The organism is Pseudomonas sp. TMW22080 (assembly GCF_022496745.1).
GTDB classification, from domain to species: Bacteria; Pseudomonadota; Gammaproteobacteria; order Pseudomonadales; family Pseudomonadaceae; genus Aquipseudomonas; species Aquipseudomonas bubulae.
This window is the reverse complement of the sequence record NZ_SCFF01000003.1, coordinates 788,824-807,538: the sequence shown is the minus strand read 5'-3', so window position 1 is coordinate 807,538 and position 18,715 is coordinate 788,824. Positions and strand designations below refer to the sequence as shown.

Sequence of the window (18,715 nt, the reverse complement as noted above, 5' to 3'; positions counted from 1 at the left end):
AAATGACCGACAAAAAAGTTACTCGCCTGCGCCGCGCTCGCAAAGCACGTCTGAAAATGCACGAACTCGAAGTCGTGCGTCTCTGCGTGTTCCGCTCGGCACAGCACATATACGCCCAGGTCATCTCGGCCGACGGCAGCAAAGTCCTGGCAAGCGCCTCGACTTTGGACAAAGAACTGCGTGATGGTGCCACTGGCAACATCGACGCGGCCACAAAGGTTGGCCAGCTGGTCGCTACGCGTGCAAAAGCCGCTGGCGTCTCGCAGGTGGCTTTCGACCGCTCTGGCTTCAAGTACCACGGCCGCGTGAAAGCGCTGGCTGAGGCTGCTCGTGAAGCTGGGCTGGAGTTCTAAGTTATGTCAAATAACGACCAAAAGCGCGACGAAGGCTACATTGAGAAGCTGGTTCAAGTTAACCGCGTAGCCAAAACCGTTAAAGGCGGCCGTATCTTCACTTTCACCGCGTTGACCGTGGTTGGTGATGGTAAAGGGCGCGTTGGCTTCGGCCGTGGCAAGTCACGTGAAGTGCCTGCTGCGATCCAGAAGGCAATGGAAGCTGCTCGCCGCAACATGATTCAAGTGGACCTTAACGGCACCACTCTGCAGTACGCCATGAAATCCGCCCACGGCGCTTCCAAGGTTTACATGCAGCCTGCTTCTGAAGGTACCGGTATCATCGCTGGCGGCGCTATGCGTGCTGTCCTCGAAGTTGCTGGCGTTCAGAACGTACTGGCCAAGTGCTACGGCTCGACTAACCCGGTAAACGTGGTTCACGCCACTTTCAAAGGTTTGAAAGCTATGCAATCTCCTGAATCTATTGCCGCCAAGCGTGGCAAAAGCGTCAAGGAGATCTTCTGATCATGGCTACCGTTAAAGTAACGCTGATCAAAAGCATGACCGGCCGTATCCCTAACCACAAACTGTGCGTTAAGGGTCTGGGTCTGCGTCGCATCGGTCACACTGTAGAAGTACTTGATACTCCCGAGAATCGCGGGATGATCAACAAGGCTTACTACATGCTGCGTGTAGAGGGTTAATCGATGAAACTCAATGATCTGAGTCCAGCGCCGGGTTCCCGTCGCGAAAAGCATCGTCCGGGCCGTGGTATCGGTAGTGGTTTGGGTAAGACTGGTGGCCGTGGTCACAAAGGTCAGACCTCCCGCTCCGGTGGCACCATTGCTCCAGGCTTTGAAGGCGGTCAACAGCCGCTGCATCGCCGTCTGCCTAAGTTCGGTTTCGTATCCCTGAAAGCCATGGATCGCGCAGAAGTGCGTTTGTCCGAGCTGGCTAAAGTGGAAGGCGACATCGTAACTGTGCAGACCCTGAAAGATGCCAACGTGATCAACGTCAACGTACTGCGTGTGAAAATCATGCTGTCCGGTGAAGTGACTCGCGCTGTCACAATCGGCAAGGGAATCGGCGCCACCAAAGGTGCGCGTTCGGCTATCGAAGCAGCTGGCGGCAAGTTCGAGGAATAAATGGCTAAGCAAGGTGCTCTCTCAGCGCTCAGCAAAGGCGGGTTATCCGAGCTCTGGGCTCGACTGCGTTTTCTATTCCTGGCGATTATCGTCTACCGGATAGGCGCACACATCCCAGTTCCAGGTATCAACCCGGACCGGCTGGCGGACCTGTTTCGACAGAATGAGGGGACCATACTTAGCTTGTTCAACATGTTTTCCGGCGGCGCGCTGGAGCGGATGAGTATTTTTGCGCTGGGGATCATGCCGTACATTTCGGCATCGATCATCATGCAGCTTATGTCCGCTGTCAGCCCGCAACTGGAGCAGTTGAAGAAGGAAGGTGAAGCTGGCCGTCGCAAGATTAGCCAGTACACCCGCTACCTCACTGTCGCTCTTGCTCTTGTCCAGGCTATTGGCATGTCCATTGGTCTGGCAGGGCAAGGCGTAGCGTTCACTGGTGACCTGGGCTTCCATTTCGTTGCAGTAACCACGTTTGTGGCGGGTGCAATGTTCATGATGTGGCTGGGTGAGCAGATTACTGAGCGTGGTGTTGGCAACGGTATCTCGATGTTGATTTTTTCGGGTATCGTCGCCGGTCTTCCGAGAGCAATCGGGCAGTCTTTCGAGTCTGCACGTCAGGGCGATATCAATATTTTCGCTCTGGTTGCTATCGGTTTGCTGGCAGTAGCGATTATCGGTTTTGTGGTGTTCATTGAGCGTGGCCAGCGTCGTATTGCTGTTCACTACGCCAAGCGTCAGCAGGGCCGCAAGGTGTTTGCTGCGCAGACTAGCCACCTACCGCTGAAAGTGAATATGGCCGGTGTTATCCCGGCTATTTTTGCGAGCAGCATTTTGCTGTTCCCGGCTTCGCTGGGTGCCTGGTTCGGTCAGTCTGAAGGTATGGGCTGGTTGCAGGACATCTCGCAGTCGATCGCTCCTGGTCAGCCGTTGAATATTCTGCTGTTTAGTGCAGGGATTATTTTCTTCTGCTTCTTCTATACGGCGTTGATGTTCAATCCGAAAGACGTAGCGGAAAACCTGAAGAAGTCCGGTGCCTTTATTCCGGGTATCCGTCCAGGTGAGCAGTCGGCACGCTATATTGATGGCGTTTTGACTCGTTTGACTCTGTTCGGTGCTCTTTATATGACGGCCGTGTGCCTGTTGCCCCAGTTCCTGGTGGTTGCGGCAAACGTTCCGTTCTACCTTGGCGGGACCTCGTTGCTGATCGTTGTTGTGGTTGTTATGGACTTCATGTCCCAAGTACAATCGCACCTCGTTTCGCACCAGTACGAATCCCTGATGAAGAAAGCCAACCTGAAGGGCTACGGCAGCGGCATGCTCCGCTGAAGTACTACCCCGTAAGGTGAGAGGAGTTGGTGATGAAAGTTCGTGCATCGGTGAAAAAGCTGTGCCGTAACTGCAAGATTATTCGCCGCGAAGGTGTTGTTCGGGTAATTTGCAGCGCGGAACCACGTCACAAACAGCGCCAAGGCTGAGTGTGATCTGTTTGAAGCCCAGCAGCTAGTGCGCTGCTGGGTTGATTATTTGTTATTACAGCGATATTATCTCGCGCCCTATTTCTTGGCTTCCGGGGCGTAGGTAGCTGTCAATTGGAGTCCCACTGAATGGCCCGTATTGCAGGCGTTAACATTCCAGATAACAAGCACACTGTTATCTCGCTGACCTACATCTATGGTGTTGGTCGCACTACCTCACAGAAAATCTGTGCGGATGCTGGTGTAAACCCAGCCGCTAAGATCAAGGATCTGAGCGACGAGCAGATTGAGTTGCTGCGTGGCGAAGTGGCGAAGTTCACCACTGAAGGTGACCTGCGTCGTGAAGTCAACATGAAAATCAAACGCTTGATGGACCTGGGCTGCTACCGCGGTCTGCGCCATCGTCGTGGTCTTCCAGTGCGCGGTCAGCGTACCAAGACCAACGCGCGTACTCGCAAAGGTCCGCGTAAGCCGATCCGCAAGTAATCGCACCAGCGAATCGACAGGAATTTAGTCATGGCAAAACCTGCTGCTCGTCCTCGTAAAAAAATTAAAAAGACAGTGGTTGATGGCATCGCCCACATCCACGCGTCTTTCAACAACACCATCGTGACCATCACGGATCGTCAGGGTAACGCGCTTTCTTGGGCTACCTCTGGTGGTTCGGGTTTCCGCGGTTCACGCAAGTCCACCCCGTTCGCTGCTCAAGTAGCTGCTGAACGTGCTGGTCAAGCTGCGCTGGAATATGGCCTGAAAAACCTTGACGTTAACGTCAAGGGCCCAGGTCCAGGTCGTGAGTCCGCTGTCCGTGCTTTGAACGGCTGTGGCTATAAGATCGCCAGCATCACCGACGTGACGCCAATCCCGCACAACGGGTGCCGTCCGCCGAAGAAGCGCCGCGTGTAATCAGGAGACTGTAAAGAATGGCTCGTTACATTGGTCCAAAATGCAAACTGGCACGTCGTGAAGGCACTGATCTCTTCCTGAAGAGTGGTGTGCGCGCTATCGAATCGAAGTGCAATATTGAAGCTGCTCCAGGCATCCACGGCCAACGCCGCGGTCGCCAATCCGACTACGGTACCCAACTGCGTGAAAAGCAGAAGGTCCGTCGTATCTACGGCGTTCTCGAGCGTCAGTTCAGCGGCTACTACAAACAAGCTGCTGGCAAAAAAGGTGCAACCGGTGAAAACCTGCTGCAACTGCTCGAATGCCGCCTGGATAACGTCGTATACCGTATGGGTTTCGGTTCTACTCGTGCCGAATCTCGTCAGTTGGTATCGCACAAGTCGATCAGCGTTAACGGTCAGACCGTAAACGTTCCGTCCTACCAGGTTCGTGCTGGTGACGTGGTCGCTATCCGCGAGAAAGCAAAGAACCAGCTTCGCATTGTCCAAGCTCTCGATCTGTGTGCCCAACGTGGCCGCGTAGAATGGGTAGAAGTAGACACTGAGAAGAAGTCGGGCGTTTTCAAGAACGTTCCTGCTCGCAGTGATCTGTCCGCCGACATCAACGAAAGCCTGATTGTCGAGCTCTACTCCAAGTAAGGGCTAGAAAATAGGTGCATCCATGCAGATTTCGGTAAATGAGTTCCTGACACCTCGCCATATTGATGTGCAAGTTGTCAGTCCAACCCGCGCTAAAATCACTCTCGAGCCTCTCGAGCGTGGTTTTGGCCACACCCTGGGCAACGCGCTGCGCCGCATCCTGTTGTCCTCAATGCCAGGCTGTGCAGTAGTCGAGGCCGAGATTGACGGTGTGCTCCACGAGTACAGCGCCATCGAAGGTGTACAGGAAGACGTAATTGAAATCCTGTTGAACCTTAAAGGTCTGGCTATCAAGCTGCACGGCCGTGACGAAGTTACGCTGACCTTGTCGAAGAAGGGTTCGGGGGTGGTTACCGCTGCCGATATTCAGCTGGATCATGATGTCGAGATCGTTAATCCCGATCACGTAATCGCCAACCTGGCGTCTAACGGCGCCTTGAACATGAAGCTCACCGTAGCTCGTGGTCGTGGTTATGAACCAGCAGACTCGCGTCAGAGCGATGAAGACGAAAGCCGCAGCATTGGTCGCTTGCAGCTGGATTCTTCGTTCAGCCCGGTTCGCCGTATCGCATACGTGGTGGAAAACGCCCGTGTCGAGCAGCGCACCAACCTGGACAAGCTGGTTATTGATCTGGAAACCAACGGTACACTGGATCCTGAAGAGGCCATTCGTCGTGCTGCAACCATCCTGCAACAGCAGTTGGCTGCATTCGTCGACCTCAAAGGTGACAGCGAGCCAGTGGTAATCGAGCAGGAAGACGAGATCGATCCGATCCTGCTTCGTCCTGTTGACGATCTGGAACTGACCGTGCGTTCGGCCAACTGCCTTAAGGCGGAGAACATTTACTACATCGGTGACCTGATTCAGCGCACCGAAGTAGAACTGTTGAAGACTCCGAACCTGGGCAAGAAATCCTTGACTGAAATCAAGGACGTTCTGGCCTCCCGTGGTCTGTCCCTCGGCATGCGCCTCGACAACTGGCCGCCTGCAAGTCTTAAGAAGGACGACAAGGCGACTGCCTGATCGTCGTAATCACCGAACGTTGTGTTTGGTAAGGAATGAACCATGCGTCATCGTAAAAGTGGTCGTCACCTGAGCCGCACTAGCTCGCACCGCAAGGCTATGTTTCAAAACATGGCAGTGTCGTTGTTCGAGCACGAGCTGATCAAAACGACTCTGCCGAAAGCCAAAGAATTGCGTCGCGTTGCTGAGCCGCTGATTACTCTGGCCAAGATTGATTCTGTTGCTAACCGCCGTCTGGCCTTCGACCGTACTCGTTCGAAAGCCATGGTTGGTAAGCTGTTCAACGATCTGGGCAAGCGTTATGCAACTCGTGAGGGTGGCTACCTGCGCATCCTCAAGTGCGGTTTCCGCGCTGGCGACAACGCGCCTATGGCGTACGTCGAGTTGGTTGATCGTCCAGTTGGCGGTGAAGCTGTATCCGCTGAGTAAGACGTCAGTCTCTACAAAGAACCGGGCCTAGTGCCCGGTTTTTTGTGCGCGTTCGATTATGATTATCTATTGATTCTGATCATTTAATGCATTTGCCCATGTGTAATTCATGGTCAATACTCCTCGTCAGCCGATTAGCCGGCAGTACAAAGACTGACTGAGGAAGCAAACATATGAGCCAGACCAAAACGCTTACAACCGCCAGCGGCGCTCCAGTTGCGGATAACCAGAATTCTCGTTCTGCCGGTCCTCGTGGCCCATTGCTGCTTGACGATTTTCATCTGATCGAAAAGCTCGCGCACTTCAACCGTGAAAACATTCCTGAGCGTCGCGTACACGCCAAGGGTTCAGGCGCCCATGGCACTTTCACCCTGACCCGTGACATGGCTCAGTACAGCAGTGCCAAGCTGTTTGACACCATCGGCAAGCAAACCCCCACTTTTCTGCGCTTCTCAACGGTAGGTGGCGAGCGCGGCTCGGCTGATACCGAGCGTGATCCACGTGGCTTTGCCCTCAAGTTCTACACCGAGGAAGGTAACTGGGACATCGTCGGTAATAACACCCCGGTGTTTTTCATCCGTGACCCGCTTAAATTTCCCGACTTTATCCACACCCAAAAACGCCTCCCGCAAAGCAACCTGAAAAGCGCACAGATGATGTGGGACTTCTGGTCGCACTCCCCTGAGTCGCTGCACCAGGTCACCATCCTGTTTTCCGATCGCGGCATTCCAGATGGTTACCGCCATATGCATGGCTTTGGCAGCCACACGTACAGCCTGATCAATGCTGCGGGTGAGCGTCACTGGGTCAAATGGCATTACAAAACCAAGCAGGGCATCAAGAACCTGCCGCCTGCAGAGGCTGCGCGCCTTGCCGGTACCGACCCGGATTACGCACAGCGTGACTTGTTTGCCGCCATCGAACGCGGTGACTTTCCGAAATGGCGCGTATGCATGCAGGTCATGACTGAAGCTCAGGCTGCAGCCCACTATGAGAACCCGTTTGACGTGACCAAGACCTGGTCGCAGAAAGAGTTCCCGCTGATTGAAATCGGTGAGCTGGAGCTGAACCGCAACCCGCTGAACTACTTTGCCGAAGTGGAGCAGGCTGCGTTCGGGCCAAGCAATATGATCCCGGGTGTGGGCCTGTCGCCTGACCGCATGCTGCAAGGCCGTGTGTTCGCGTATGCCGATGCCCATCGCTACCGTGTAGGCACCAACCACCAGCACCTGCCGATCAACTCACCACGGGTACCTGTGCATAACTATCAGCGTGATGGCTCTATGGCCTTCGGCAACAATGGTGGTGCTGCACCGAACTATGAGCCGAACAGCTATGGCGACGCGCCAAAACAAGCACCGCAATATGCTGAGCCGCCATTGGCCCTCAGTGGTGCAGCTGATCGTTACGATCATCGTGTAGACAGCGATTACTACAGCCACGCCGGTGCCCTGTTCCGACTGATGAACGACGAGCAGAAAGCCCTGCTGATCAACAATATTGCAGGGGCTATGGAGGGTGTGACGGGGGATGTCGTCGAGCGTCAGCTGCAGCATTTCTACAATGCTGATCAGGCTTATGGTGATGGTGTTGCCAAGGCGTTGGGTGTACAGCGTAACTAACTCTAAGTGAGAAGCAGAACCGCCCTCAATTGGGCGGTTTTTGCGTTATTTAACCCTGTTTTCTCTGAAAAACAGGGTTTTTATTGCGATTTAGCCGTGACCTCTCAGTCGGCTTGGTTCAAACTACAGCCTTTCAAGCAGGGAGATGTAAGGCAATGCAAGGCCACCCGGATGTAATCGATTATCTCAATACGTTGCTGACCGGCGAGTTGGCTGCGCGTGACCAATATTTCGTCCATTCCCGTATGTACGAGGATTGGGGTTTCACCAAGCTTTACGAGCGTATCAACCACGAGATGGAGGAAGAGGCACAACACGCTGATGCGTTGATGCGCCGGATTCTGATGCTCGAGGGTACGCCGCGCATGCGCCCTGACGACCTGGATGTGGGTACTACGGTGCCTGAGATGTTCGCTGCCGACCTGCGCCTGGAATATAAAGTCCGTGCCGCGCTGTGCAAAGGCATCGCCCTGTGCGAACTGCACAAGGACTACGTGAGCCGTGACATGTTGCGTGTTCAGCTGGCAGACACCGAAGAAGACCACACCTACTGGCTGGAAAAACAGCTGGGCCTGATCAAGTCGATCGGCTTGCAGAACTACCTGCAATCGCAGTTCTGATCCAGGGAAGCTGAGATGCTTTTGGTGGGAGCGTGGCTTGCCCGCGATGCAGGCAACACGGTCTGGCTTGTGTGTCGCGGCGTTACCTTCGCGAGCAAGCCCGCTCCCACAAGAGCTTGATTTGCGCTCAGTAAAAAGCCCCTGCCATCTCACGATGGCAGGGGCTTTTTCGTACCGCGATTTAAGCCTTGTCGCGAATCAACAGTGGCTTCAGGTAGAAGCCCGTGTGTGATTGCTTCATCTCGGCTACTTCTTCCGGTGTACCGGTAGCAATGATCTGCCCGCCCTTGGAACCCCCCTCAGGGCCGAGATCCACCAGCCAGTCAGCGGTCTTGATCACGTCCAGGTTGTGTTCGATCACTACCACGGTGTTGCCATGGTCGCGAAGACGATGCAGCACATCCAGCAACTGCTGGATGTCAGCAAAGTGCAAACCGGTAGTAGGCTCATCGAGGATATACAAGGTCTTGCCTGTATCGCGCTTGGACAGCTCACGGGACAACTTGACCCGTTGCGCCTCACCGCCTGACAGCGTGGTGGCGGATTGTCCTAGCTTGATATAGGACAAGCCTACATCCATCAGCGTTTGCAGCTTACGCGCCAGTGCAGGCACGGCATCGAAGAACACTCGCGCTTCTTCGATGGTCATTTCCAGCACTTCGTGGATGCTCTTGCCCTTGTATTTGATCTCAAGGGTTTCACGGTTGTAACGCTTGCTTTTGCACACATCGCAAGGCACATAGATGTCCGGCAGAAAGTGCATTTCTACCTTGATCAGGCCATCACCCTGACAGGCCTCGCAGCGTCCGCCCTTTACGTTGAAAGAGAAACGCCCCGGGCCGTAACCGCGCGAGCGCGACTCGGGCACACCCGAGAACAACTCGCGGATTGGCGTAAACAACCCGGTGTAGGTCGCAGGGTTGGAGCGCGGCGTACGGCCAATCGGGCTTTGGTCGATATCGACGACCTTGTCCAGATGCTCAAGCCCCTTGATGCTGTCGTGCGCCGCCGCTTCCAGCGTGGTCGCGCCATTCAGTGCCGTGGCGCTGAGCGGGTAAAGTGTGTTGTTGATCAGGGTGGATTTGCCTGACCCCGAGACCCCAGTGACACAGGTCAGCAGGCCAATCGGAATTTCCAGATCAACATTGCGCAAGTTATTGCCGCGAGCACCCTTGAGCGACAGTGTCAGCTTCTTGTTGCGCGGTGTGCGCTTGGCGGGTACGGCAATCTTCACACGCCCCGACAGGTATTTGCCTGTCAGTGAGTCAGGGTGAGCCATCACCTCGGCCGGTGTACCTTCAGCAACAATATGACCGCCATGCACGCCAGCACCAGGGCCGATATCCACCACATAGTCCGCCAGGCGGATGGCGTCTTCGTCGTGCTCCACCACAATCACGGTGTTACCGATATCACGCAGATGCTTGAGGGTGCCCAGCAGGCGATCGTTATCGCGCTGATGCAGGCCGATGGAGGGCTCGTCGAGGATATACAGCACGCCAACCAGGCCTGCACCAATCTGACTGGCCAGACGAATACGCTGGGCTTCACCGCCTGACAGGGTATCGGCACTACGGTCCAGCGACAGATAGTCCAGCCCCACATTCACCAGGAACTGCAGGCGCTCGCGAATTTCCTTAAGGATTTTGTCAGCGATTTCGCCACGGCGTCCGCTCAGGCTCAGCGTGCTGAAGTATTCGGTTGCATCACCGATAGGCATGCTGGTGACCGCGGGCAGGGTTTTTTCGCCGACCCATACATGACGGGCTTCGCGACGCAGTCGGGTACCCCGGCAATCCGGGCAGGACTGGGTGCTGAGGAACTTGGCCAGTTCTTCGCGCACGGTGGCCGACTCGGTTTCGCGATAACGGCGTTCCAGGTTTGGCACGATGCCTTCGAACGGGTGAGCACGCTTGACGATATCGCCACGATCATTCAGATAGCGGAAATCCACGTTTTGCGTGCCGCTGCCATAGAGGATCACCTTTTGCTTGTCGGCCGGCAGCTCGCTGAACGGCACTTCAAGGCTGAAGTCGTAATGCTTGGCCAACGCCCCGAGCATCTGGAAATAATAAACGTTGCGCCTGTCCCAACCGCGGATCGCGCCTTCGGCCAGCGTCAGCTCGCCATTGACTAGGCGCTTGATATCGAAGAACTGCTTGACCCCCAGACCATCGCAGGTCGGGCATGCACCTGCCGGGTTGTTGAAGGAAAACAGCTTGGGTTCCAGCTCGCTGATCGCATGGCCGCAAATCGGGCAGGCGAAGCGCGCGGAAAAGATTATTTCTTCGCCCGGCTCATCGTCCATCGGCGCAACCAGGGCAATGCCATCAGCCAGTTTCAGCGCTGTCTCGAAAGACTCGGCCAGGCGCTGCTGCAGATCGGCACGCACTTTAAAGCGGTCAACCACCACATCAATGCTGTGCTTTTTCTGTTTGTCGAGCTTGGGCAGTTCGTCCAGCTCGCAAAGCTTGCCGTTGACCCGGGCGCGAACAAAACCCTGGGCGCGCAGTTCTTCAAATACTGAAAGGTGTTCGCCCTTACGCTCGCGGATCACCGGCGCCAGCAGCATCAGCTTGCTGCCTTCGGGCTGGGCCAGTACCAGGTCGACCATTTGGCTGACGGTCTGGGCTTCCAGAGGAATGTCGTGATCCGGGCAGCGCGGGATACCTACGCGGGCATACAGCAGGCGCAGGTAGTCGTAGATTTCGGTGATGGTGCCGACCGTGGAGCGCGGGTTGTGCGAGGTCGATTTTTGCTCGATGGAAATCGCCGGCGACAGACCCTCGATGGTATCGACGTCAGGCTTTTCCATCATCGACAGGAACTGCCGCGCATAGGCTGACAACGACTCGACATAACGGCGCTGGCCTTCGGCATACAGCGTGTCAAACGCGAGGGATGATTTGCCGGAGCCAGACAGTCCGGTGATAACGATCAGTTTGTCCCTTGGCAGGGTCAGGTCGATGTTCTTCAGGTTGTGGGTTCGTGCCCCACGTATCAGGATCTTGTCCACTGCGGCCTCGCTTGGCGGGCATAACGTAAACGAATGAGTATACGGATCTGTGCGAAAGCTGTGCAGGCCCTTGATGGCACACTGTCATTCAAGCAGCCTTTATAACTTTTGCGTGACAAAGCGTCGCGTCTCTCTCGTGTATGTGCTGTTAGACGATGGGACTGATAGAATCGCCGCCGGTTCACATGAGGTTTTTCCATGCACGATCCCCACAGCGAACGCATGAGTAGCGGCGAGACCCGGGCAGCAAGCGGTCTGGCCCTTGTGTTCGCCTTCCGTATGCTGGGCATGTTTATGGTGTTGCCGGTTCTGGCAACCTATGGAATGGACCTTGCCGGTGCAACGCCCGCCCTGATTGGTCTGGCGATTGGCGCTTATGGCCTGACCCAGGCCATTTTCCAGATCCCCTTTGGTGTTATTTCCGATCGTATTGGACGGCGCCCGGTCATTTACCTGGGCTTGATTGTCTTCGCGCTGGGCAGTGTGCTGGCGGCCAATTCCGATTCGATCTGGGGCGTCATTGCGGGACGCATCCTGCAAGGTGCGGGGGCGATTTCTGCAGCGGTCATGGCGCTGTTGTCAGACCTTACCCGTGAACAGCATCGCACCAAGGCCATGGCCATGATCGGCATGACCATCGGCTTGTCATTTGCCGTGGCCATGGTGGTGGGCCCGCTCCTGACTCGCGCTTTCGGGTTGTCCGGGCTGTTTCTGGCGACGGGGGCAATGGCGCTGTGCGGGATCGTGATTGTGATGTTTATGGTGCCGCGTTCCACCGGTACCTTGCAGCATCGTGAGTCCGGAGTGGCGAAGCAGGCCTTGCTGCCGACCTTGCGCCATCCCGACCTGTTGCGCCTGGACCTTGGCATTTTTGTGCTGCACGCCATGTTGATGTCGAGCTTTATCGCACTGCCGCTGGCGCTGGTCGAGAAGGCCGGCCTGCCCAAGGAACAACATTGGTGGGTGTATCTGACGGCCTTGCTGATTTCATTCTTCGCCATGATCCCGTTCATCATCTACGGCGAAAAGAAACGCAAAATGAAACGAGTTTTGCTCGGCGCCGTCGTGACGTTGATGCTCACTGAGCTATTCTTCTGGAAGTTCGGCGACAGTTTACGAACGCTGGTGATTGGCACTGTGGTGTTTTTCACTGCGTTTAACCTGTTGGAGGCTTCATTGCCTTCGCTGATCAGCAAAGTTTCACCCGCAGGCGGCAAGGGCACGGCGATGGGGGTTTACTCCACCAGCCAGTTCCTCGGATCGGCACTGGGCGGCATACTCGGCGGCTGGCTGTTTCAGCATGGCGGTCTGTCGGTTGTGTTCCTGGGAGGCGCAGGTCTGGCTGCACTCTGGTTGGCCTTTGCTGTTACCATGCGTGAACCACCGTATGTAACAAGCCTGCGCCTGCCGTTATCGCCCGAGGCGTTGCGCGAAGCAGGTCTGGCTGAGCGTCTAAAGGCAGTCAATGGCGTTACAGATGCAGTGATCGTGGCTGAAGAGGCTGCGATTTATATCAAATTGGACACCGAACTATTGGATCGCGCGACACTCGAGCAGTTGGTTAACCCAGCGCCGACGTGCGAAGCCTAGGAGAACGTTATGGCCCGTGGGGTTAACAAAGTTATATTGGTCGGCACATGCGGCCAGGATCCCGAAGTTCGCTACTTGCCTAACGGTAATGCCGTGACCAACCTGAGTCTGGCAACCAGCGAACAATGGACTGACAAGCAAACCGGTCAGAAAGTCGAGAAGACTGAATGGCACCGTGTATCGATGTTCGGCAAAGTGGCCGAAATCGCCGGCGAATACCTGCGCAAGGGTTCGCAGGTGTACATCGAAGGCAAGCTGCAAACCCGTGAGTGGGAAAAAGACGGTATCAAGCGTTACACCACCGAAATCGTGGTCGACATGCAAGGCACCATGCAACTGCTGGGTGGCCGTCCACAGGGCGACCAGCAAAACCAGGGTGGTGGCAACAACTACCAGCAACAACAGTCGGCTCCGCGTCAGCAGGCTCAACGCCCTGCACCGCAGCAACAGCAACAGTCGCGCCCTGCGCCGCAACAGCAGGCCCCGCAGCCAGCTCCGGATTTCGACAGCTTTGATGACGATATTCCGTTCTGAGGAATAGCAGAGACTCTTTTGTAAAGTTTCTCTAGGAAACCCCCGCATTGCGGGGGTTTTTTCGTTTTTGGTGTGTAAAAAATGACTTGCTGATTTTTAGCTACGTTCATACCTTGAATTTACGTATTGAATTCGAGGTGTCTATGCATCTATCGGTGAGACGGTTCCAGGGAAGTTCGGGGGAGAGGTTTTCGATCCTTGTCGATGACACTGGCATGCCGCTTTATTACCCGTCGCTGTACGTAACTGCCGAAATGCGCGGTGCCTCTCTTTCTATCAACACAATCAATGGAGCCTTGTCAGCACTCAAGGCGATGCGCGCCTGGCAGGATTACTTCGACCTTGATCTGGAATCGCGCTTTAAGCGAAGTGAGCTGCTTTTGGCTCATGAGATCCATTCGCTGAGGGATTTCATGCAAAAGCCTTTGGAAAATATGTGGCCAAAAGACGGGAAGATCAGGGCCATCAAAGGTCGACAGAAAAGGGTCTCCAAGGAGAATCAGTACAACCGCATCTCTGTCATTGCTGAGTATGTTGGGTTCTTGGCCGGTAGGCTGCACCCAGAGACTGCAACCAGCGCTAGGGCTATCGCAACCATGGTGTCTCAAATTAAGGCTAACCGGCCTAAAATGGGCGCTAAAAGTGAAACAGATAGATCTGATTCTTACCTGAAAGACGCCGTCTTGGATCAGGTTGAAAATATCCTCAAACCCGGCAACGAATTTAACCCGGTTGCTGACTTTGGCCTTCAGTTAAGAAACGCACTGATGTTCAGCATTCTTCGTCTGACCGGGATGCGGCGGGGGGAGCTGTTGAACCTCAAAACCGATGACTTCGATTTTGCGAATAACACGTTAATAATTGTCCGACGAGCAGATTCTGTTGGCGATCCGAGAACCTATCAGCCTCTGGCGAAAACACGGGAGCGTACGGTTCCTCTTATTCCAGAACTCATGGATCGAGTTCGCGAGTACATATCAAAATACCGTAATAAAGTTCCTGGTGCCCGTAAGCACGGATATCTTTTTGTCACTCATCGTCCTGGAAAAACAACAGGGTGGCCAATTTCTAACTCTGGCTTTGGAAAATTCATTGCAACGCTGTCGAGTCTTGCTGGTGAGTTTTCAAGCCTGCATAGCCATGCGCTTCGCCACCATTGGAATTACATTTTCTCAAAATATTGTGATGAAAACTCTATCACTCCCGAGCGTGAAGAAAAACTCAGGTCTTACCTCATGGGGTGGAGTGAAACTTCCGAAACGGCAGGAATTTATAATAAACGTCACATCAAGGAAGAAGCTGGTAAAGCTACTGTTGGATTGCAGGAAAAGCACTTGGGGAAAACATCTGATGATCATGAATTATAAAGCCGTCCCTGGCCGCTATGAACGTACTTCGTTTGTATCTAAAAGTGGCTATGAAGTTGATATATATTCGGATTATTGGAAGTTAAGTAAAGATATTGGGTTCTTCTTGGATGCTCTTCCCGCATGGCTGGATTGTAATTTCAAGCACGTATTTAAGCAGGTTTTGGCTATTTATGGAGAGAACTGCTCGGCGGGATACACGCTGGCGCTATACCGCCGGTTCAAGCTTTATTTTGAATCAACGGACGCTCTTTCACTCTTTAGTCCGGAATCAATGATTTCCTATCGCTCACAGATGGCTGATGCTGAGTGGGAATTGAGTTCAATGCGTGCGTTCATTCGCACATGGGTAAGTCTTGGATATCTCGGAGTCTCCTCTGATATCTTGAAAATGATGGAGAGCTGGAGAATCAAAGGGAACGAAAAAGGGTACGCAGTACAATCAATGTGTCCAGAGAACGGACCTCTTACAGATATTGAGATGGAGGCTATTGTCTCAGGCGTGCTTGATTGTTATGCGATTGGAAAACTCAACTTGCGAGAAACTTGCTTCGTGATGATTTTAGCTATGACTGGCAGGCGTTCAGCTCAAATTGCAGCGTTGAAGATTAAAGACCTTCGCACTGTTGGACAGCGCTACTTCATCGATTTTCCTCGGGGCAAGCAAAAGTATGAGGGGTGGCGTCAGTCGTTCTCTGCGTTTGAAGTTGTTGCGGATTTATGGGCGCTTCTTCAGGAGCAGGCAGGCTATGTGAAATCAGCTTTTTCTGATCTGTGCGGAGGTTCTATCCGGCAGAGTCTTATTCCCGAGCTGCCACTGTTTCCGGCCATCAAACACTACGACGTGAATAAAGGTCTTGAGGTGCAACTTGCAGGAGATTTTTTGCATGCTCGAGTGAAAGAGATTGGTGACTCAATGTCGAGCATTAAAGAGGTGATCGCCGTTATCAGTCACCGAACGGGCGCTTACACGAACATCAATCCATACCGTTTCCGTTACACCCTCGGAACCAACCTAGCGCGAGAAGGCAGGGGCGAATATATCATCGCGCAAGCGCTTGATCACTCAGATCTCCAAAATGTCGGCGTCTACGTAAGGAACATTCCCGAGATTGTTGAGCGTATCGATAAAGCTGTAGCGCTGCAGTTGGCTCCACTTGCGCAAGCGTTTCAAGGCATCCTTGTTGTTGATGAAACCAATGCTCGTCGTGGGGGAGACCGTTCAAGCAGGATTTGCAGTTCAGATGGCAACGTTGGTACCTGTGGCAGCTTTGGGTTTTGTGGTGCTCTGGCCCCGGTCGCTTGCTACACATGCTCTCACTTTCAGCCATGGCTTGATGGGCCACACGAACGTCTCCTTGATGAGCTTATTCGTGAGCGTGGCAGTGTTTATGAAGGCACCGGAGATCTGAAGATAGCATCGGTAAATGATCGACTCATTCTTGCAGTCAGTGATGTAGTAACCCGTTGCAACGCTATGAAGAGCGATCGCACAAATGTCTGACGTCTTCCTGTTTGTTCCCAAAGCCCAGATCAGCAGCCGGCAAAATCTTGACGAGTTCATCCTCATGTGCAGGAACAAGCTCAAGGTGTTTGGGGCTGATCTGGACTGGCATAGCGATGCATGGGTAGGTGTTGGTAACTTCACAAAAAAGGGTGCGCCATCCCGTGGTTTTACCAAAGCGCAGCTTCTGAATGTAGGCATCATTCCATTTGCGAAAGCTTACGTTCGCTATCAGCAGGGGCATAATCCTAGCAAGCTGAAGAGTGAGTTCAAAGCTATTCGCTGCATAGAGGCTGGGCTCCTTGAGGTCAAAGGCTGCGCCGACATCACTCAGACTGACATCAGTGTCATGAACGAGGCTGCCAAGGTTGCGTTCACCTACGGTGCCTCGTCGTATCAGGCAGGAATCAGCCTGGTAAAATTAGTAGCATTCCTAAATGAAAGTGGAATTATCCCGACGCCAATTGTCTGGAAGAATCCCATCAAGAAGCCGAAAGAGATTCATCGCACGGATAACGTTGGCAAACAACGCCGCAAGGAGAAAATACCTCCCGACCACATGCTTGAGGCGATGGCAGAGATGTTCAATAACAATCTCCTGGGCGCACGAGATCGCTTCACAACATCGATCTTCGCGCTGTGCATGTGCGCACCGTCAAGAATTACAGAGGTGCAGGATCTTCCAGTGAGTTGTTTGCACCGGGAGACTGACAGTAAGGGTGTTGAACGGGTCGGGCTCAGATTCTATGCCGGAAAGGGGTATGAATCGGATATTAAGTGGTTGCCTACCCCGATGGTTCAGATCGCCGAAGAGGCAGTTCGCAGGCTCACTGAAATGTCAGAGCTAGGGCGCAAGCTAGCGAAGTGGCTTGAAATTAACCCGAACAGGTTCTATCGCCATGAAGGATGCCCAAACGTGGATGAGGATCAGCCGTTAACTGATACCCAAGCATGCTTAGCTTTGGGGTTAGATCCGGGTGACGTAGCATATGTAGCTACCTGTAGGCTGAAAGCAGGGATGAAATCGTACAAACCTTTTTCGGCCTTTTATGCCGAGCACGGATATGTAACGCTGCGGTTTTTGAACGGTTTCATGCGCAGCAAGCTGCCAAAGGGATGGCCGTGGATGAGCAAGGAGCGGCACATCAAGTATTCCAACGCACTTTGCTGCTTCCGGCAAAACGAGCTTCGTATGGATATGCCGCCTCGACCGATAATTGTCTGGGTGCCAGGGAAGAGCACTTTTACCACCGACATCAACTACATCAATGGCCAGGAACGCAGCATCTGGGAACGAAACGGCTATAAGAATCCTGATGGGACCCCAATTTCTATGGGGTCTCACCAAGTTCGCCACTACTTAAACACTTTGGCTCAGCGCGGCAGCATGGGGCAGTTGGATATCGCTAAGTGGTCGGGGCGAGTGAATGTGCACCAGAACGCTACCTATAACCATATGACTGATGATGAGCACTTGGCAATGGCTAGAGAGGCGGGTGTGGGTGTTGCTTTAACCAAGATCAGGGAGAGCGCACCTGTAACATTGGCTGACCTTAACGCCCATGGAGAGGGGATTGCTCACATCACAATTTTCGGCTTCTGTGTGCATGACTATTCGATGTTACCGTGCCAAAAACATCGTGATTGTCTGAACTGCGCCGAGCAAGTTTGCGTTAAGGGAGATGCCGACAAGCTCGAAAGGCTCAAGAAACACCGTGATGGCATTCGGCTACAGCTTGCAAAGGCTCAGTCTGCGAACCAAGAAGGAGTCTACGGTGCTGACCGCTGGAGCCAGCATCAGATCAAAACCCTTGAGCGAGCTGAACAACTTATTCAAATTCTTGAGTCGAATGAAACTCCTAATGGCACGATCATCCGTTTGAGCATTGATCAAGAATTCAGCCCGTTGAGGCGTGCTATTGCCGCTCAATCCACCGCTCCGCGTTTGCCTGTTTTAAAAGATGTACCGAGCATGGACTAACTCCGAGCATTAATGGAACTGTAAAGCATGGCAAAACATCTGATCTCAAAGGACATGGATTTAATAATAGGGTTGATTGACGGTTGGGAGGGTAAACTTAGCTGGGAGGCTCTCTGCGATGCCGTCGAGACGTTAATCGGATCGCGACCTACCCGGCAAACTCTGCATTCGCATGCCAAGATTAAAAGTGCATTTACTCACCAGAAAGGGAGGCTGAAGTCAGGATTCGTTTCTACAAAGCGTCCGGCCAGCCTAAGTATCGCTGAGCAGCGAATTCGCCGGTTGGAGGCTGAAAACCATCGATTGGAAGGTGAAAATAGCCGCCTGCTGGAGCGGTTCATTCGCTGGCAGTACAACGCTTACAAGTTCAACATTTCTGCAGAAAAACTTGATGCGCCGCTTTCTGTCGTGGAGCGTGACTCATCGGAGGTTAGATCACGAAGTTAGGTGAACGAAATTGTTCTGATTTGAGCTAGGGGTAGCTCACCGGTGAACGATAGCGATCATGAGTGAGCTAGGGGTAGCTCAT

At 53.7% G+C, this 18,715-nt stretch carries 20 protein-coding genes; 19 read left to right on the top strand and 1 reads right to left on the bottom strand.

Annotated elements, in window-relative coordinates; all coding sequences use genetic code 11:
- Positions 1-2 precede the first annotated feature (2 nt).
- The 13 genes from rplR (at position 3) to bfr (ending at position 8,194) form a co-directional block, all read left to right on the top strand.
- Complete coding sequence (rplR, locus tag EQV96_RS14020) at positions 3-353, top strand: 50S ribosomal protein L18 (RefSeq protein ID WP_016779181.1); 351 nt, start codon at positions 3-5, stop codon at positions 351-353.
- A gap of 3 nt (positions 354-356) precedes the next feature.
- On the top strand, positions 357-857 hold the full coding sequence (rpsE, locus tag EQV96_RS14015) for a 30S ribosomal protein S5 (protein ID WP_003186035.1): 501 nt from the start codon (positions 357-359) through the stop codon (positions 855-857).
- 2 nt (positions 858-859) lie between these two features.
- Positions 860-1,036 (top strand): 50S ribosomal protein L30, encoded by a 177-nt coding sequence (gene rpmD / locus EQV96_RS14010; RefSeq protein WP_003186033.1) that lies wholly within the window; start codon positions 860-862, stop codon positions 1,034-1,036.
- 3 nt (positions 1,037-1,039) lie between these two features.
- Positions 1,040-1,477, top strand: a complete 438-nt coding sequence (gene rplO / locus EQV96_RS14005; protein ID WP_016779182.1) for a 50S ribosomal protein L15 — start codon at positions 1,040-1,042, stop codon at positions 1,475-1,477.
- Entirely contained in the window at positions 1,478-2,806 is a 1,329-nt protein-coding gene (secY, locus tag EQV96_RS14000; RefSeq protein WP_003444361.1) for a preprotein translocase subunit SecY, read from the top strand.
- Positions 2,807-2,838: 32 nt separating this feature from the next.
- On the top strand, positions 2,839-2,955 hold the full coding sequence (rpmJ, locus tag EQV96_RS13995) for a 50S ribosomal protein L36 (RefSeq protein ID WP_002555468.1): 117 nt from the start codon (positions 2,839-2,841) through the stop codon (positions 2,953-2,955).
- A gap of 129 nt (positions 2,956-3,084) precedes the next feature.
- On the top strand, positions 3,085-3,441 hold the full coding sequence (rpsM, locus tag EQV96_RS13990; RefSeq protein WP_016779184.1) for a 30S ribosomal protein S13: 357 nt from the start codon (positions 3,085-3,087) through the stop codon (positions 3,439-3,441).
- Positions 3,442-3,471: 30 nt separating this feature from the next.
- The gene (gene rpsK, locus EQV96_RS13985; RefSeq protein WP_007924177.1) at positions 3,472-3,861 is read left to right on the top strand and encodes a 30S ribosomal protein S11; all 390 of its coding nucleotides are present in this window, start codon (positions 3,472-3,474) and stop codon (positions 3,859-3,861) included.
- Between the two features lie 17 nt (positions 3,862-3,878).
- Positions 3,879-4,499 (top strand): 30S ribosomal protein S4, encoded by a 621-nt coding sequence (gene rpsD / locus EQV96_RS13980; protein ID WP_003444359.1) that lies wholly within the window; start codon positions 3,879-3,881, stop codon positions 4,497-4,499.
- A 22-nt stretch (positions 4,500-4,521) separates the two neighbouring features.
- On the top strand, positions 4,522-5,523 hold the full coding sequence (rpoA, locus tag EQV96_RS13975) for a DNA-directed RNA polymerase subunit alpha (protein WP_003176403.1): 1,002 nt from the start codon (positions 4,522-4,524) through the stop codon (positions 5,521-5,523).
- A gap of 42 nt (positions 5,524-5,565) precedes the next feature.
- Positions 5,566-5,952 carry a 50S ribosomal protein L17 gene (rplQ, locus tag EQV96_RS13970; protein WP_016779185.1) on the top strand — a complete coding sequence of 129 codons (387 nt, stop codon included), beginning with the start codon at positions 5,566-5,568 and terminating at the stop codon, positions 5,950-5,952.
- 173 nt (positions 5,953-6,125) lie between these two features.
- A complete protein-coding gene (locus EQV96_RS13965; RefSeq protein WP_095025007.1) occupies positions 6,126-7,574 on the top strand; it encodes a catalase in 1,449 nt (482 codons plus the stop codon).
- A gap of 155 nt (positions 7,575-7,729) precedes the next feature.
- Positions 7,730-8,194 carry a bacterioferritin gene (bfr, locus tag EQV96_RS13960; RefSeq protein ID WP_016779187.1) on the top strand — a complete coding sequence of 155 codons (465 nt, stop codon included), beginning with the start codon at positions 7,730-7,732 and terminating at the stop codon, positions 8,192-8,194.
- Between the two features lie 181 nt (positions 8,195-8,375).
- Here the strand turns inward: bfr and uvrA are convergent, their stop codons facing one another.
- Positions 8,376-11,210, bottom strand: coding sequence for an excinuclease ABC subunit UvrA (gene uvrA / locus EQV96_RS13955; protein ID WP_094999498.1), 2,835 nt, complete (start codon positions 11,208-11,210; stop codon positions 8,376-8,378).
- A 198-nt stretch (positions 11,211-11,408) separates the two neighbouring features.
- Between uvrA and EQV96_RS13950 the strand changes: the two genes are divergently transcribed.
- The 6 genes from EQV96_RS13950 to EQV96_RS13925 all read left to right on the top strand — a co-directional run bounded on the left by EQV96_RS13950 (position 11,409) and on the right by EQV96_RS13925 (position 18,633).
- Complete coding sequence (locus EQV96_RS13950) at positions 11,409-12,800, top strand: MFS transporter (protein WP_095019084.1); 1,392 nt, start codon at positions 11,409-11,411, stop codon at positions 12,798-12,800.
- Between the two features lie 9 nt (positions 12,801-12,809).
- Positions 12,810-13,334, top strand: a complete 525-nt coding sequence (locus EQV96_RS13945; RefSeq protein ID WP_016779190.1) for a single-stranded DNA-binding protein — start codon at positions 12,810-12,812, stop codon at positions 13,332-13,334.
- 143 nt (positions 13,335-13,477) lie between these two features.
- On the top strand, positions 13,478-14,701 hold the full coding sequence (locus EQV96_RS13940) for a site-specific integrase (protein ID WP_240882143.1): 1,224 nt from the start codon (positions 13,478-13,480) through the stop codon (positions 14,699-14,701).
- Entirely contained in the window at positions 14,685-16,205 is a 1,521-nt protein-coding gene (locus EQV96_RS13935) for a site-specific integrase (RefSeq protein WP_240882136.1), read from the top strand. The genes EQV96_RS13940 and EQV96_RS13935 overlap by 17 nt, the downstream gene beginning before the upstream one ends.
- The gene (locus tag EQV96_RS13930; RefSeq protein ID WP_240882135.1) at positions 16,198-18,186 is read left to right on the top strand and encodes an integrase; all 1,989 of its coding nucleotides are present in this window, start codon (positions 16,198-16,200) and stop codon (positions 18,184-18,186) included. The genes EQV96_RS13935 and EQV96_RS13930 overlap by 8 nt, the downstream gene beginning before the upstream one ends.
- A 27-nt stretch (positions 18,187-18,213) precedes the next feature.
- Positions 18,214-18,633, top strand: coding sequence for a hypothetical protein (locus tag EQV96_RS13925; RefSeq protein WP_240882134.1), 420 nt, complete (start codon positions 18,214-18,216; stop codon positions 18,631-18,633).
- The last annotated feature ends 82 nt before the right edge of the window (positions 18,634-18,715 follow it).